At 65.9% G+C, this 15,577-nt stretch carries 13 protein-coding genes; 6 read left to right on the top strand and 7 right to left on the bottom strand.

Features of this window, described 5'->3' with window-relative positions; genetic code table 11:
- Positions 1-33 precede the first annotated feature (33 nt).
- From eboE to NGB94_RS14015, 5 genes are read right to left on the bottom strand one after another with little or no spacing between them, the layout of a single operon-like run.
- Positions 34-1,158, bottom strand: a complete 1,125-nt coding sequence (gene eboE, locus NGB94_RS13995) for a metabolite traffic protein EboE (RefSeq protein ID WP_325791285.1) — start codon at positions 1,156-1,158, stop codon at positions 34-36.
- The gene (locus tag NGB94_RS14000) at positions 1,158-2,036 is read right to left on the bottom strand and encodes a TatD family hydrolase (RefSeq protein ID WP_325791286.1); all 879 of its coding nucleotides are present in this window, start codon (positions 2,034-2,036) and stop codon (positions 1,158-1,160) included. Before NGB94_RS14000 ends, eboE begins: the two co-directional genes overlap by 1 nt.
- Positions 2,033-3,544 (bottom strand): EboA domain-containing protein, encoded by a 1,512-nt coding sequence (locus NGB94_RS14005; RefSeq protein WP_325791287.1) that lies wholly within the window; start codon positions 3,542-3,544, stop codon positions 2,033-2,035. Before NGB94_RS14005 ends, NGB94_RS14000 begins: the two co-directional genes overlap by 4 nt.
- Complete coding sequence (locus NGB94_RS14010) at positions 3,541-4,476, bottom strand: SCO3242 family prenyltransferase (protein WP_325791288.1); 936 nt, start codon at positions 4,474-4,476, stop codon at positions 3,541-3,543. The genes NGB94_RS14005 and NGB94_RS14010 overlap by 4 nt, the downstream gene beginning before the upstream one ends.
- Complete coding sequence (locus tag NGB94_RS14015; RefSeq protein WP_325791289.1) at positions 4,419-5,684, bottom strand: inositol-3-phosphate synthase; 1,266 nt, start codon at positions 5,682-5,684, stop codon at positions 4,419-4,421. The genes NGB94_RS14010 and NGB94_RS14015 overlap by 58 nt, the downstream gene beginning before the upstream one ends.
- A gap of 323 nt (positions 5,685-6,007) precedes the next feature.
- Between NGB94_RS14015 and NGB94_RS14020 the strand changes: the two genes are divergently transcribed.
- The 5 genes from NGB94_RS14020 to NGB94_RS14040 all read left to right on the top strand — a co-directional run bounded on the left by NGB94_RS14020 (position 6,008) and on the right by NGB94_RS14040 (position 10,815).
- Complete coding sequence (locus tag NGB94_RS14020) at positions 6,008-7,207, top strand: ROK family transcriptional regulator (protein ID WP_325791290.1); 1,200 nt, start codon at positions 6,008-6,010, stop codon at positions 7,205-7,207.
- Positions 7,208-7,587: 380 nt separating this feature from the next.
- Positions 7,588-8,571 carry a sugar phosphate isomerase/epimerase gene (locus NGB94_RS14025; protein ID WP_325791291.1) on the top strand — a complete coding sequence of 328 codons (984 nt, stop codon included), beginning with the start codon at positions 7,588-7,590 and terminating at the stop codon, positions 8,569-8,571.
- 90 nt (positions 8,572-8,661) lie between these two features.
- Entirely contained in the window at positions 8,662-9,306 is a 645-nt protein-coding gene (locus NGB94_RS14030; RefSeq protein ID WP_325791292.1) for a M23 family metallopeptidase, read from the top strand.
- Positions 9,307-9,382: 76 nt separating this feature from the next.
- The gene (corA, locus tag NGB94_RS14035) at positions 9,383-10,378 is read left to right on the top strand and encodes a magnesium/cobalt transporter CorA (protein ID WP_325791293.1); all 996 of its coding nucleotides are present in this window, start codon (positions 9,383-9,385) and stop codon (positions 10,376-10,378) included.
- 11 nt (positions 10,379-10,389) lie between these two features.
- Complete coding sequence (locus NGB94_RS14040) at positions 10,390-10,815, top strand: META domain-containing protein (RefSeq protein ID WP_325791294.1); 426 nt, start codon at positions 10,390-10,392, stop codon at positions 10,813-10,815.
- A 4-nt stretch (positions 10,816-10,819) separates the two neighbouring features.
- Here the strand turns inward: NGB94_RS14040 and NGB94_RS14045 are convergent, their stop codons facing one another.
- Together NGB94_RS14045 and NGB94_RS14050 are read right to left on the bottom strand one after the other, a co-directional pair.
- Complete coding sequence (locus NGB94_RS14045) at positions 10,820-12,043, bottom strand: MFS transporter (protein ID WP_325791295.1); 1,224 nt, start codon at positions 12,041-12,043, stop codon at positions 10,820-10,822.
- Positions 12,044-12,248: 205 nt separating this feature from the next.
- A complete protein-coding gene (locus NGB94_RS14050) occupies positions 12,249-13,595 on the bottom strand; it encodes an MFS transporter (protein WP_325791296.1) in 1,347 nt (448 codons plus the stop codon).
- A 360-nt stretch (positions 13,596-13,955) separates the two neighbouring features.
- On the opposite strand from NGB94_RS14050, the gene NGB94_RS14055 reads away from it, so the two are divergent.
- The gene (locus tag NGB94_RS14055; RefSeq protein ID WP_325791297.1) at positions 13,956-15,449 is read left to right on the top strand and encodes a S10 family peptidase; all 1,494 of its coding nucleotides are present in this window, start codon (positions 13,956-13,958) and stop codon (positions 15,447-15,449) included.
- Positions 15,450-15,577 lie beyond the last annotated feature (128 nt).

Raw genomic sequence — 15,577 nt, forward strand, 5'->3', positions numbered from 1 at the left:
TAGGTGTTGGGGCAGCTGTGGGGGCGACGCGGCTCAGGACGAGGCGTGGGCCAGCAGACGGGACTGGGCCCAGGCGATCTCCCCGGCTATCCCTTCGACGAGGTCAGTGTGTTTCCCGGGCAGGACGCTCCAGGTGTAGGTTTCGATGTCCAGGTGCACTTCCTCCGCGTACGGCAGGGTGCCGGCTTCGGCCACGGCTGCTTCGAGCACAGCTGCCGTCGTCTCCAGCGGCGGCGCCGGCACCAGGTGCAGCGGCATGTGGAAATGGATCCGCCATGGTCCCCTGCCCGGGAGCTCACCGAGGGCCTGCGGCAGGTCGTCCGCCGTCAGGACCGTTCCGTCGGGCTCCAGTTCCCTCACCTGGTGCAGGTACCTCGGCTCCGCGAACGCTTCGAGCGCGCGGCGGGCCGTTTTTCCGGCGGGCGCGGACACGTGCAGTGCCGCCGAGGCCTGGATCTTCACGACGCGCAGGCCCGCTGCCCCGACGCCCCGGATTGCCGCAGCAGGGTCCGCGAAGGAAACTGCCAGGTGGCAGGTGTCGACGCACAGACCGATGTAATCGGGGTCGATGCCCCGGGAGACCCCCGCCGCGAGCCAGGCCGTGACATCGGAGACGGTGTCCAGAACACAGCCCGGTTCCGGTTCCACGGCGATCCGGACCGTTTTGCCGGTGCACTCCTTCAGCGTCCGGAGGCCTTCGGACAGCTCGGCGAACGCCCGGACGGCGGCATCATCGTCGTCCCTGCTCCAGGGGGTGCGCCAGGCCAGCGGCAGTGTGGAGATGGACCCGGGAACGCCGTCGGGAAGCAGCCCGGCAAGGACACTGGCGCACTCCAGCGTGTACTGCAGCCGCTCGCGCTGCGCCCAGGTGGGGAGGTAGACGTCGGTCTTGACTACCTCGTTGTGGAACCCGCCGTAGGGAAACGCGTTCAGGGTGTGGATTTGCAGCCCCTGCTCGGCGAGGACCTCCCGCAGCAGTGCCAGATCCGCGTCGCTGCGTGCCAGCCGGCCGGCCAGCCCGGCCGGCAGCCAGAGCCCCACGCCCAGGACGTCCAGTCCCGCACGGCGGCGGACCGGACCGGCGTAATCGCGGAGCTGCCGGATGACCCCGTCCAGGTCCTCCGCCGGATGCACGTTGGTGCAGTAGGAAAGCTGCATCAGGCCCGGGCCCCCCGCAGCAGTGAATTGCCCTCGAACGTTGCTCCGGCTCCGCCGAGTTCCGCGTCGTCGAAGCCCGGGATCGGATCGAGGATCAGCGCACCGCTTTGACCGTAGAAGTCCACCGGGTTCTGCCACAGGACGCGGTCGACGTCGTCTTCCGTGAATCCGCCGGCGAGCATGGCCTGCGCTGTGCTCGCCGTCTTGAGTGGATCTGACTTGCCCCAGTCTGCTGCCGAATTGACCAGCACCCGGGCAGTTCCGTACTCGTGCAGGATGGCGACCAGGCGTTCCTCGTCCATCTTGGTGTCCGGGTAAATCGAGAACCCCATCCAGGCACCCGCATCCTTCACCATGGACACGTTGGTCTCGTTGAGGTGGTCGACCACCACCATGGACGGGTCAAGGTCCGACTCCCGGACAATGTCCAGGGTCCGCTCCGTGCCCCGGAGTTTTTCCCGGTGCGGAGTGTGCACCAGCGCCGGAAGGTTGTATTCGGCAGCCAGCTCCAGCTGCCGGCTGAACGCCTTGTCCTCTGCCGGAGTCATTGAATCGAAGCCGATCTCGCCAACGGCCACCACACCTTCCTTCGCCAGGTAGCGCGGAATCTCCTCCAGGACCGGCACGCACCTGGGATCGTTTGCTTCCTTGGGGTTCAGGGCGATGGTGGCGTGGTGCCGGATCCCGTACTGCGCTGCCCGGAACCGCTCCCAGCCCAGAAGCGCGTCGAAGTAGTCGATGAAGGATCCAACACTGGTCCGCGGCTGTCCCAGCCAGAAGGCCGGCTCAACCAGGGCACGGACGCCGGCTTCATACATTGCCGCGTAGTCGTCGGTCGTGCGGCTGGTCATATGGATGTGGGGGTCGAAGATTCTCATGGCTGGGACTCCTTCAGGACTGTGGAGGGGGTGGCTGCGCTGCTCAGCAGGAGGCCGACGTCGTCCGGTACCGGGCGGCCCGCGGCCCGCCGCTCAGCAGCAAAATCGGCAGCCATGCGGGCGAGTTCGTCGTCTGCACGGTCAGTCAGGTCGGTGACTGCAGCAATGCTGACCCCCATGAAGATGAGTTTGAGGACTGCGTGCCGCCAGTTGTGCTGGTCCAGATGGGCGGCGGCGAAGGGCCCGGCGGCGGCTGCGACCAGGCCGGTCTCGTTGGTCCGGAGCGCTTCCGCCGTCACCTGCAGGCCAGCCGCGACCACAGGTGCCGGAAGGCCGGGCGTGTGGCTGGCCAGTGCCCCGAGCCCCCTGAGCACGCCCCTGCGCTCCGCGGAGTCTCCGCCGCTGTAGAGCGCTGCCAGGGTCCCGGCTAGTTCCTGCGGAGTCAGGAATCCCGCCAGCCGCCGTAGGAACTCGGCGCGGGCGTAGTCGCTCCAGGTGCCGTGGAGCACCGCTGTCGGATCGGCGTCCGGGCGCAGCGGGCTGCGGCCCACACTCCGCCCGGCCGACGCGAAGACTGCCGGCAGGGAGCCGGGATCCGCGGCAACCCGGGTCACTGCCTGCTGCAGCCACTGTTCGACGGCGCGTTCTGCCTGCACGTCCTGCCAGGCGCCCTGCAGTGCAGCCATGCTGCGGACGGCCAGACCCGGCGCGTCAAAGGAATGCCGGGGAAGCTCGACGGCGGCCACTCCGCGGTAATCCAGTTCCGCGAGGGTGGCCAGGGCCAGCGGCAGATCGACTTCCCCCTCGCCGAACGGAAGATGCTCATGGGCGGTGGACCGCATGTCGTCGAGCTGGACGTTGGCCAGCAGCGGCCCGGCCTCCAGCAGTGCACCCCGGATCCCGCCCGGTTCCACCACCACGCAGTGGCCTATGTCCACGGTCAGCCGGAGCCCTTCCGGCTTGCCGAGCCGGGACCGGAGTTCGAGCGCATCCGCGACAGTCTCCACGAACATCCCGGGCTCCGGTTCAACCGCCAGCAGGACACCTTTCTCCGCGGCGTGGGCCAGCACCTCGGCCACGCGCTTTTCGAGGCGGTGCCAGCCGGTCTCAGTGCTGGTTCCGGGAGGCAGGATGCCGGAAAAGAAGGACACGCATTCGGCATTCAGCGCGGCCGCGATATCCACTGCGCGGTGCAGGAAATCGACGCGGACAGCGGCGTCGTCATCAACCAGCGCCGGCCGGTGCTTTTCCCGGGGGTTCAGGAGGAAACGGGTACCGGTTTCGATCACCACCCGGAGATCCAGCTCCTCGAGCCTGCTGCGCAGCCGGGCGAGCCGGGCCTCCAAATCCGGGGCAAACGGGTCCAGGTGCGGATGGCCGAGGGTGAGGGCCAGGGCGCCGTACCCGGCTTCGTGCAGCAGATCCAGTGCGTCCGGCAGCGGATGGTCCGTGAACCCGTTGGTGCCGTACCCGATGCTGAACGGGGGCGCAGACGGTGTGGTGGTCATGACTCGCTCACTCTCCTGGCGCGGGGGCGGGACCGGATAATCCTGCCCAGGATGTCCACTCCGATCAGCGCGCCTGCAGCCACCGGATGCCCGTGGCGCAGGGCGAGCGCCGCCTGAAGCGGCACCATCGCCCGGATGCCTGCCTTCGTTGCCTTCAATGCATTGCCGGCCACGGGGTTGCGCGCTGCCTCGATCTGGGCGGGTGCGCACCGCAGGGCATACGCGGCTGCTGCACCAAGGACCGCGAGGGTCCTGGCCGGCGGACCCGGCGTTCCGGCAACAACTGATGCGGTCAGGACGCCGGTGGCCGCTGCGGTGCCGGCTGCGGTGGCGGCGTCCGTGCCGTTGACCTCTCCGCGGGACAGGAGGGTTACGGCTACCGTGTGGCCGCCCATGATTCCTGCGGCTCCGAGTGCGGGCCGAATATGTCCGGCACCGGCACCCATCAGGACATCAAGGGCGCGGCAGGTTCCCATGGAGACCGCGCCCGGCACGGCATGGTCCTTGGCCACCAGGTCATACGTCCAGATTGAGACGGCAAGGGGAACTCCCACGGCCAGGGCGCTGCGGCCGCCGGCCACGGCACACAGGCCAAGTCCCGCCGCCGTGAGGGCAGACGCGGCTGCCAGCGCGTTCCGGGCGCTGATCCGGCCGGAAGGAATGGGCCGCTCGGGACGTTCATCGGCGTCGAGCTCCCTGTCCGCGTAGTCGTTCAGGGCCATTCCGCCTGCGTACAGGCATGCGCTGGCCAGCGGCATCAGCACGCGCCGGCCGCCAAGGGACCGCCCGGCTGCAGCGCCCCCGGCAAGGGAATCCCCAAGCACCGTCAGGACGGCAGGGGCCCTGACCAGCTCCAGGTAATCACCGGCCACGCTCACGGCTGACCACTCCCCTTCGCGGCGGTGAGCCTGCTGCTGGCTTCGTGTGCCCACCGCACCAGGTTCTCTGCCTGCTGTGCGAAGGAGTGCTCCTCGCTGCCCCAGGGATCCTTGAAGAAGAACCCCAGGGCACCAATATGGCCTGTCTCTCCGGCCGCGTCCGCGAGCGCCATCAGGCGGGCGAGGTCCAGGATCATGGGTGCTGCCAGCATTGAGTCGTAGGCCGTCCAGGTTGTCTGGATGGTCAGCCGGGAGCCCAGGAACCCTTCCACATGAATGTGGTCCCAGGCGACCTTGGTCTCACCCAGGTCCGGCACGTTGTCGATGTGCAGCGGGGTAACCGCGCCCCCGGTAAGTTCCCGGAGGCCGCGGTTCTTCGAAAGCAGCTTGCCGGAGACGGCCCGGCTGTCAGCGAGGGTGGCTCCGTCCCCTCCGCCCAGCAGATTGGTGCCGGCCCAGGAAAGGACCTGAAGTCCGCGTGCAGACAGTGCCGGAGCCAGTACCGAGCGCAGCCAGGTCTGCCCCGTCTTGCCGTCCTGCCCCGCGGTGGGAACGCCTGCGGCTCCGGCGAGCTCATAGACGGCTGGAATGTTGAGGGCAGTCGACGGCGTGAAGCATATATAGGGAGACCCGGCCAGGACTGCGGCGCAGGCAGCTACCGAGCTGGCGGGCAGCACTGCGCGTTCGGGATCGTCGAGGGCTGCCTGCAGGAGGCCGGAATCGCCGTATTCTTCGAGCCGGGCCGGCGGCGCTTCCGTGGAGGCGACGTCCAGTACGATCACCCGGCGCAGCCCGTTCGCTTCCTTGAACGCGAGTATGTCTCCGGACAGGCGCCTGATCGCTGCGGACTGCGGTTCCGGGGCACCGGCGGGATCGTAGCCGGGGCGCACCCGTCCGTCGGTTTCCTGGAGCTGGGACCGGACCGGTTCAAGCAGGTGGCCGGGAATCATCCCGGTCTCGGCGAGCTTCTCGGCCCGTTTGAGAATCGAGACACCGCTGATGTCGTGGCCGCCTGCCACCAGGTCTGCGTAGTCCGGCAGGTGGACACCGTGGAAGGCCTCCTGTTCGGTAACGCAGCCAACTGGTTTCGCCATCCGGGCTGCGAAAGCTGCCAGGCCCGTCACCGCCGTCGTGGCCACTGATCCCCGGGCTCCGATGAGCCAGATGCCGGTCTTTCCGTAACTGCCGCGCCCAGGCGAGCCGCCGGGAACGGCTCCACCGCCCGGCTCGGCGTCCAGTCCCTCATGGGTGTCCCTGATCAAACTTCCTCCTCGAAGCTTTGCGAACCGTCGGCGGGCCTGCGTCTGACCCTGGATCCGAAACCTTCGGGTGAGACGCCCGTCACAGGGAACCTAACATAGGTAATGTCAGGCAACAACGCACTTATGAGGTATTCCGATATATCTGCGCTTAGCGGTACCGTCGTTCAGTCGAATGTTTACAATCCAGCGCGGGAGTTGTGATTATCCCCAGCGCCTCTGGCTCGCGGGATCGCTGGGGGCGCACCAAACTGAACCAGGTGGCCCATGGCACGCGGAGTAATCGAAGTCAATAGTTGCGTCGCCATCTGTGCTGTAATGAGTCGGTGAGTGACATAAGTAACGTCAGCGGGCTGGCCTCTTCCGGAGCAAGCGAGCTCTTCCAGATCCTTCGCGACGGCAGGCCCCGGACAAGATCCGAGCTGGCCGAGCAGATGGGGCTGGCTCGTTCAACAGTCACTCTCCGGATCGAAGCGCTCATGGACCTCGGGCTCGTCGGGTTTGTCCAGGACGCCGTCTCCACCGGCGGCCGTCCCTCCTCACGCATCGCCCTGAAGGCCGGCAGCCGGGTTGTGCTGGGCGTGGACATTGGGGCATCACACCTTCAGGTGGCCGTCACCGACCTGACCGGGCATTTGCTGTCCCAGTCCGCGCGGGCCATGGAAATCACCCTTGGACCGGAGGCCGTCCTCGAAGCCGTCGTGGAGATCGGCTCGGAGCTGCTCTCAGCCACCGGGCGGTCACCCGAAGACCTCCTCGCGGTTGGAATCGGGCTCCCCGGCCCCGTGGAACACCGCACCGGACGGCCCATCAATCCACCCATCATGCCGGGCTGGAACGCCTACGACGTGCCTGGTTTCCTGCAGTCAAAGTTCCACGTTCCCGTGCTGGTCGACAACGACGTGAACATCATGGCCCTGGGCGAGCGCAACATGGCCTGGCCGGAAGTGGATGACCTGCTGTTCGTCAAGGTTGCCACCGGAATCGGATCCGGCATCGTCTCCAGCGGGATGCTGCAGCGCGGGGCAGACGGTGTTGCCGGGGATATTGGGCACATCCGGGTACACGGGGGCACCGGAGTGCCCTGCCACTGCGGCAACACGGACTGCCTGGAAGCCATTGCCTCCGGGCCGGCCATCGCCGCCAAGCTGCGGCGGCTGGGGCTCGAGGCCAGCGGCAGCGAAGATGTCGTGGAGCTTGTCAGGGCAGGAAGCACCGAAGCCATCCACGCCGTCCGCCAGGCCGGGCGCGACGTCGGTGATGTCCTCTCCGCCTGCATCAGCCTGATTAACCCTTCGGTGATTGTCATTGGCGGATCCATGGCGCTGACCGGTGAGCACTTCATCGCCGGCATCCGGGAAACCGTCTACTCGCGCACCATTCCGCTTGCCACCCAGCACCTGCAGATTGTCCACTCCAGCTCCGGCCTCGACGCCGGAGTGCTGGGGGCCAGCATGCTGGCCATCCACCATGCAATGTCTCCCCAGCGGATTGACGCCATGGTTTCCGGCCTGAGCCATGCCTGACCGGGCGCACAACCGAACTTAATCTCCCCTGTCGGCGACTTTTGCTTGACAGGCACCAAAAGTCCGCCATAGCCTCATGCGACGGACTCATTTCCAGTCACCGCTCTTGTTTCACACTCGCAACCTACAGGGGAAACGACGGACAGCAGGCACGCTTTCCTGACCTAAGCCTCAAGGTACGCCCGGGCGCCTGGTAGTGGTTTCAGACAACAAAACGAACATATCTACCTAAATGCTGGTGCTGATCAACGTGGATAGCCCGCCGGCGACGATGAGCTATCCGATTCATCCCAGTGAATTCCCCAGTGACCCCGCACGCGTTTTCGCCAATGCCGACGAAGGCAGCGAAGAATGCGTCCAACTGTCAGGAAGGCAACAGTATGTGCTTCGGATTTGACGCAACAGGTGCGCTTAACCGTTCTCTTGAAAAGAAGGGTGTTGACCGGCGCAATTTCATCCGCGGGGCGTTTGCCGCCGGCGTCGGCGTCGGCCTCGCAGGACTCGGCGCTGCACCTGCAGTGGCGCACCCGGGCAAGAACGGCAAGCCGGGTAAGCCCGACCACCACGGCAAGCCCGGCCACAAGGGCAACCGTCCGGTTCCCCCGGGACAGATCAGCATTCAGATGTACACCCTGCGCTCCATCATGAACGGCGCGGAGATTGACAAGAACTTCGCCCGGCTGGCCAAGTACGGCTACAACCGGGTGGAACTTGCCGGACTGTACGGACGCACGGCCAAGGACATGAAGCGGACCCTGGACCGCCTGGGAATCCGGGCTTCCTCCAGCCACGAGGGAATCAGCGCTACGCCGGAAGCCCTGCAGACCAAGATTTCCAACGCCCTCACGCTCGGCCAGACGTACATGGTTGTTCCGTACCTGGCATCGAACAACGCAGACGACTGGTACCGCTGGGCGGACCAGATGAACGCGGAAGCAGCCGTCGTGCGCCGGGCCGGACTCAAGTACGGCTACCACAACCACGCGCACGAGTTCACGACGGACCTTGGCGGCGGACTCACCCCCTGGGACATCTTCACCAGCCGCCTTGATCCCAAACTGATCCATCTGGAAGTGGACCTGTACTGGGCTGTCACGGGCGGTGTCGGCGTCGGTGCTGCCGATCCGGTCCAGTTCGCCATCGACACAATCCAGGAAGCTCCGCAGGAAGTCCTCCAGTACCACGTGAAGGACCGCGAGCCGAACGGGGACTTTGCTGACCTGGGTGCCGGAACCATCGACTTCCCGCGCATCTTCAGGGCACACCAGCCCAAGGAATACATCGTCGAAAACGACCAGCCGGACGTCACTCCCCTGCAGACCGCAGAGGTCGGCTACAGGTACCTCCGCGGCGTGCGTTTCTAGGCACCGCACGCTGGCACCGGCAGCGGGGCCGTCCCGGTTCGGGGCGGCCCCGCCGTCGTTTAACCTCCGCTGACGCCCTACCCTGAGCCTATGGACCCGATCCTGCTGGACTTCCCCTTCACGGGCCGCTGTACCGTGCAGAACAGCCCGGCCAACCGCGTGCCCAGCCACGGAACCCATCTGTTCGCCACTACCTACGCCATCGACTTCGTGGCGGTGGATGCGCGCGGCCGCTCTGCGCCGCCGTCGTGGCGTGCCGCCCTGCACACCGAGGCGCCCGGTGTTTTCACCGGATTCGGCGCTCCGGTACTGGCCCCGGTCTCCGGAACAGTGACGGCAGTGCACGACGGCGAAGCGGACCATGAGGCGCGCCGCTCACCGCTCGCACTGGCCGCGTATGCCCTTACCCAGCGCGAACGGGTCCGGCAGGGACCGGCAGGCATTGCCGGCAACCATGTGGTGCTGGCCGCCGGGTCCGGCCCCGGCGCTGTGTTCGTCCTGCTGGCCCACCTGCGCCGCGGCTCCACCGCCGTCGCCGTCGGGGACACCGTGCAGCCCGGCACCCCGCTAGGTGAATGCGGCAACTCAGGCAACAGCACCGAACCGCACGTCCACGTCCAAGCCTGCGATTCGATGGACTGGGAGCGCGCCCGGGGCCTGCCGCTGGCGTTCCGGCATCCGCAGACGGTCGCTCCGTGGCTGCCCCGCAATCGGGACGTCATCGAAGCCGGCTGAGCAGGGATGTCCGCCCCGGCCTGCCAAGCGACGTAGGCTCATCTGGTAAGCAGGCTTGGCAGCGTGAGGAGCAGCAGTGACTTTGGTGGATAACGCCGTGTATGTGGACGGCAAACGCCTGCACAGCCCGCAGACCCTCGAGGAGACCTTCGATCTCACCCGGGAAACGAGCGGCATGGCCTGGATTGGGCTCTACCGTCCGGATGACATCGAGCTGCTGGCCGTAGCCGAGGAATTCGGGCTGAACCTGCTGATCGTGGAGGACGCCCTGGCCGGACACCAGCGCTCCAAGCTGGAACAGTACGGGGACCAGCTCTTTGTGGTGCTGCGGCCCGCCCGCTACCTTGACGACGTCGAACGCGTAGAAATCGGTGAGCTGCACCTCTTCGTGGGGCCCAACTTCGTGGTGACCGTCCGGCACGCCGAGTCTCCGGACCTGGCGCGCGTCCGGACCCGGATGGAGCGCGAGCAGGACCTGCTGTCCCTCGGCCCGCAGGCGGTGCTGTACGCCATCCTGGACCAGGTGGTGGACGAGTACGCGCCGGTGTCCGCCGGACTCGAGAACGACATCGATGAGATCGAAGACCAGCTCTTCGGCGGGGACGGCGAAGTCTCACGGCGCATCTACGAACTGTCGCGTGAAGTCATCGGCTGCCAGCGTGCCATCAGCCCGCTGGAAACCGTAGTGGGGGAACTGCAGCGCAATCCGGAGAAGTATGACGTGCCGCCTGAACTCAAGGACCGGCTCGGCGATGTGCTGGACCACGTGCTGCGGCTGATCGACCGGATCAGCGCCTACCGTTCCCTGCTGGACAACGCACTGTCCCTCAGCTCCACACTGGCCTCGAACCGGCTGGCAGAGACTTCCATCGCCCAGAACGAGCAGACCAAGAAGATCTCCGCCTGGGCCGCAATCCTGTTCGCTCCCACCCTGGTGGGAACCGTGTACGGTATGAATTTCAAGAACATGCCGGAGCTCGACTGGCCGCTGGGTTATCCGATGGCCCTGGCGCTGATGGTGGTGCTGGGCATCCTGCTGTACGCAGCTTTTAAGCGAAACAACTGGCTGTAGGAGGCCTCGATATGCGCACCCGGTTTACGCTCCTCACCCTGGCGCTGCTGCTCGGTGTATCTGCCTGCGCCATGGATCCCGGCGCGCCCGGCGCCTCACCCGATGATTCCGGAAGCGCCGGGGACACGCCGTCGTCGTCCGCGGCAGCGGATGCGTCCTCCCCCGAGGGGATTTGGGGCAACCCGGAGAACACCCGCGAACCGTCCCTGGAGCTGCACGAAGACGGCCGGCTGACCGGCACCGACGGGTGCAACCGGCTGATGGGACGCTGGGTCCTTGAAGACGGCACTGTCCGCTTCCAGGAAGTGGCCATGACCATGATGGCCTGCCCGGATGTCGACCAGTGGCTGGCTTCGGCAGCCACTGCGGTTCCCGCCGATGACACCCTCAAGGTGTACGACGGCGGCGGCAACGAGATCGGTACCCTCACCCGGTAGCCGGTCAGGCGGGGCTGATCACACGGTCCCGCCCGGCAAGCAGGCCCATCATGGCGAGAACTGCCATGATGCCTGCGGTGACCACCAGCGGAAGCGTCCAGTCTCCGCTCAGTTCCCGGAGTGCACCGAACAGCACCGGGCCCATCGCACCCAGCCCGTAGCCGACGCACTGCGCCATGCCGGACAGTGACGCCGCCTGCGCGTAATTCACGCTCCGCAGGCTGAACAGGGACAGGGCGATGACAATAAGACTGCCGCAGCCCACCGAGCCGATCACCACCCACAGCAGAGTGACGGCGGGCGCCACGGCCAGCCCGAGGAACGTCACCACCATCAAAGCGCCGCTGGTGAAGGCGATCAGCCGCTGGTCTGTTCCCCGGTGAAGCAGGCTGCCGGCCGCGAGGCTGGCGAAGACGTTGATGAGAAGGAACATTGACAGGTGCAGGCCTGCGGTAGTGGCGGACACTCCGTGGTCCTGCTCGATGGTGGGCAGCCAGCCCATCAGGACGTAGAACGCGATCGACTGCAGTCCCATAAACAGGGTCACCTGCCAGCCCAAAGCCGAACCCCAGGGTGACCGGTAGGAAGCGTCCTGAGGGGACGCCGCCGTCACAGCCGTTACGGATGTCTTGCGGCGCAGCCACGGCAGAAGAACCGCCATCGCGATCAGCGCCATTCCTGCCCAGATCCCCAGGGCAAGGCGCCAGCCTGCCGGGGAGGTGTGTGCCACCGGAACCACCAGGGCCGCACCAACCGCAGCGATCCCCGCCTGCACCGCCGTATAGCTGCCGGTAACCTGGCTGACCTTCACCGGGAAGTCCCGCTTTACGAGTGAGGGCACCAGCACATTCAGGAATGCGACCCCCAGCCCGATCAGCGCCGTACCCGCCCAGATAAGCCCGGCGACCGGCAGGGAGCGGAGCACGATGCCCGCGGCAAGGAAAAGCAGGGAGAACCACAGGGCCCGGTCAAGGCCCATCCGGACCGCGAACCCCGGCGCGATGGGAGAGAAAACTGCGAAAGCAATGAGCGGCAGGCCGGTCAGCAGCCCGGCGGCCGTGGTGGAGAGCTCCACGTCACTGCTGATGTTTGAGAGGACCGGCCCAACACTGACGAAGGAGACCCGGAGGTTGGCGGCGATCAGCAGGACGCCAATGAAGGCGAACCCAAACCGGGCAGTGCGTTCCTGCGTGTTCCGGGAGGTACCGAGCATCGTGCGTCCGTCCAATCTTCCAAGGATTCCGTTCCTGGCGCCGCACGCGTCAGTGCAGGCACTAGCGTCCTTGTCTATCACGCCCCGTGGTTTGCTCAGGCGGCCGGCACGGTAATCCGCCGGACGGCTGCTGCAGCGGAGCCTCGTCCCAACAAGACAGAAGCTGCCCGTACGAATTTCGTACGGGCAGCTTCTGCTTTTTCGTGGGGGGAGAGGAGGGTTACTTGGGCTGAGGAGCCCGGTGGGATTCCTCGACGCCCAGGTCAGCTCCCTTGGTCTCCTTGACCATGGTCACCGCGACGAAGGAGATGACGCAGAGGATCATGATGTAGATGCCGATCGAGCCGGACCAGCCGGTCTCATCCAGCAGCAGCTGAGCGATCATCGGAGCGAATGCACCGCCAAGGATCGCGCCGATGGCGTAGCCGATGGAAACGCCGGAGTAGCGGATGCTGGCGGGGAACATCTCGGCGTACAGCGCGGACTGCGGGCCGTAGGAGAGACCCAGACCGATGGTCAGCACGAAGATGGACAGGCCGAACAGGAACACGTTGGCGGTGTCGATCAGCAGGAACATCGGGATGGCCCAGAGGAAGACCCAGGCGTAGCCGATCTGGAAGGTGCGCACGCGGCCGATCTTGTCCGACAGAATGCCGCCGTACATCGTGAAGATGAGCCAGCCGAAGGAGCCAGCGGTAGTGGCAAGCAGCACCGCCGGACGCTCCATGCCCAGCGCCTTGCCGGCGTAGGAGGCGAAGAACGCAATGACGAGGTAGCCGGCAGCGTTGTTGGCGACGAAGATCAGTGCGGCAAGGATGACCTCGCGGGAGTTGTACTTGAAGAGCTTGCCGAGCGGCGCGGAGGAGTCCTTCTTGCGCTCCTGCATCTCCTTGAAGACCGGGCTTTCATCGACCGAGCGGCGGATGAAATAGCCCACGAAGATCAGGACCACGGAGAGCAGGAACGGCACGCGCCAGCCCCACTCCAGGAAAGCCTCTTCGCTCATCGAACTGGTAAGGAGGAACATCACGAAGGTTGCGAGGATCATGCCGATCGGCACGCCGATCTGCGGGTAGGCACCGAAGAAACCGCGCTTGTTGATGGGCGCATGCTCCACTGAGAGCAGCGCAGCGCCGCCCCACTCGCCGCCGGCGGAGAAGCCCTGCAGGATGCGCAGCACCAGCAGCAGGATCGGAGCAGCGACGCCGATCTGGGCATAGGTCGGCAGGACGCCGATCAGGGCTGTGGCGGCACCCATCATGATCAGGGTGAAGACCAGCATCTTCTTGCGGCCCAGCTTATCGCCCAGGTGGCCGGCGACAATGGCGCCCAGCGGACGGAAGAGGAAGCTGATGCCGATCGTGGCCCAGGCGACAACCTGTGCCAGCGGGGTGCCCTCGCCGAGCGGGGCGAAGTACAGGGTGGCGAGCACCAGGCCGGCAGCCTGGGCGTAGATGAAGAAGTCGTACCACTCGATGGTGGTACCAACCAGGGTGCCCGCAAGTACCTTGCGTTCCTCCCGGCTCATCCGCTGGGACGGCGCAGCAGACGCACTTTTTGTAGTCATTGAAACTCCGTTATTTTTTTGACTGGGAAAATTACTGAAAGAACGGTCGGTCACCTGTCGCCTCAAGATACCCTGATCTGTGACGGGCAACACAGTATTTCCTGAATGTGACGTACGGTTCGTGAACCGGACAGACGCATCAGGCAGGCCCCCGAAATCCAGCCCATTCAGTGGACGGCAAGGCCCGCGTGGCGGGTGCAGCGGAGCCCTGAATGGATCTCACCCCTGCCGCCCTGCACCCTTCACCCACAGTCCGAGTGTTCGATAATTGAACATTCGTTTCTGATAGCGAACTAGTGGAACTATAAAGCAGCTGTGATCCGAGACACAAGCCGGGATTTTGGCGGTTAGGCTGGACGAATGCCTTCACAGCCTGACGAGACGAGTTCCGTGCCGACTTCCGAGTCCCCCGAGGGCACAGGCAGCTCTGCGAAAGTAGCCGACGACCTGGTGCAGCGCAGCCACCGGCTGCCCTCCGGCCTGGCATACACCTCAACCACCGGACGGGTGGTATTCCGGCGGGAGGAAACGTCCGACGGCAAGTCAGAGGGATTCAAGCCGAAGGCGGAGATCTTCCTGACCGCCTACACCGCAGATGTGCAGGCAGCTGCTTCGCCGAACCCGCGGCCGGTGGTCTTCGCTTTCAACGGCGGACCGGGATCGTCCTCCGTATGGCTGCACCTGGGCCTGCTTGGCCCGCGCCTGGTGGATTCGGGCGACGCCGGAAACCTCACTCCGCCGCCGTACGGCCTGGCAGACAATCCGCAGACCCTGCTGGAACACGCCGACCTGGTAATGATCGACCCCGTGAACACCGGGTTCTCCCGCGTCGTGGACGGCAACACCGCAGACGAGTTCCACGCCTTCGAGCAGGACCGGGACCTGGTGGCCGAGGTGATACGGCTCTGGACCACCCGCAACAACCGCTGGCTGAGCCCCAAGTACCTGGTGGGCGAGTCCTACGGAACCCTGCGCGCCGTCGCCGTCGCCGGCCGTCTCTTTGATGCCTACGGAATGTCAGTCAACGGGCTCGGCCTGATTTCCACCGTCCTGAACATGTCCACGCTCATGTTCGCCCCCGGCGTGGACACCCCGTACCCCCTGCACCTGCCCACCTACGCGGCGATCGCACATTTCCACGGGCGGCATCCGGGCCGCGAACTCGCGGATGTGGTCCGCGAGGCCGAGGACTACGCTGCCCGGGACTACGGCTATGCGCTCAGCCAGGGTTCACGGCTCAGCCCGGAAGAGTACGACGCCGCCGTACAGCAGCTGGCGAAACTCACCACCCTGGACCCCGGGTTCATCCGCCGCACCAACATGCGCTGGGACTATTCGCAGTTCTCCGCCGAACTGCTCCGTGACCAGGAACTGGCCGTGGGCCGGATCGACGGGCGCTTCACCGCACCTGCCGAAGACCCGCAGGCCTCCGTGAACTGGGATGATCCCAGCCTGGCAGTAATCAACGGTCCGTACGCCGCGGCGATCAACCACTACGTCCGCGCCGAGCTGGGCTACGAAAACGACCTGCCGTACGAAGTCCTGACCGGCCGGGTACAGCCGTGGAGCTACAAGGAGTTCGAGGGCGTGCCGATCGACGTCACCCAGACCCTGGAGCGGCTGATGGCGCACAACCCGAGCCTGCGGGTGCACGTGGACTACGGCTATTACGACGGCGCCACGCCCCACTTTGCGGCGGAGTATGTCTGGGCGCACATGCGCCTGACCGAAGCAGCCCGTGCACGGTTCACCCACCACTATTACGAGGCGGGGCACATGATGTACCTGCAGCCCGAAGCGCGGCTGGGGCAGCTGGCCGCCCTGGCCGAGTTCGTGTCACCGGCCGCGGGCTAGCTGTACTGAGACACCACGTTGGTTACACGTGAATAGGGTGAAGACCTCTTAGGTTTGGTGGTTACCACACACAGCCGAACCCAAGAGGTCTTCATGTCCCACGGTAATGCCCGTCTGGCTCCGGCCGG

It is taken from the genome of Arthrobacter koreensis, from assembly GCF_035792275.1.
Classification (GTDB): domain Bacteria; phylum Actinomycetota; class Actinomycetes; order Actinomycetales; family Micrococcaceae; genus Arthrobacter_B; species Arthrobacter_B koreensis_A.

Coding starts and splice junctions, on each gene's coding strand:
- NGB94_RS14055 (WP_325791297.1), top strand. CDS start 13,956: ATGCCTTCACAGCCTGACGAGACGAGTTCCGTGCCGACTTCCGAGTCC.
- NGB94_RS14040 (WP_325791294.1), top strand. CDS start 10,390: ATGCGCACCCGGTTTACGCTCCTCACCCTGGCGCTGCTGCTCGGTGTA.
- eboE (WP_325791285.1), bottom strand. CDS start 1,158: ATGCAGCTTTCCTACTGCACCAACGTGCATCCGGCGGAGGACCTGGAC.
- NGB94_RS14050 (WP_325791296.1), bottom strand. CDS start 13,595: ATGACTACAAAAAGTGCGTCTGCTGCGCCGTCCCAGCGGATGAGCCGG.
- NGB94_RS14030 (WP_325791292.1), top strand. CDS start 8,662: ATGGACCCGATCCTGCTGGACTTCCCCTTCACGGGCCGCTGTACCGTG.
- NGB94_RS14000 (WP_325791286.1), bottom strand. CDS start 2,036: ATGAGAATCTTCGACCCCCACATCCATATGACCAGCCGCACGACCGAC.
- NGB94_RS14025 (WP_325791291.1), top strand. CDS start 7,588: ATGTGCTTCGGATTTGACGCAACAGGTGCGCTTAACCGTTCTCTTGAA.
- NGB94_RS14005 (WP_325791287.1), bottom strand. CDS start 3,544: ATGACCACCACACCGTCTGCGCCCCCGTTCAGCATCGGGTACGGCACC.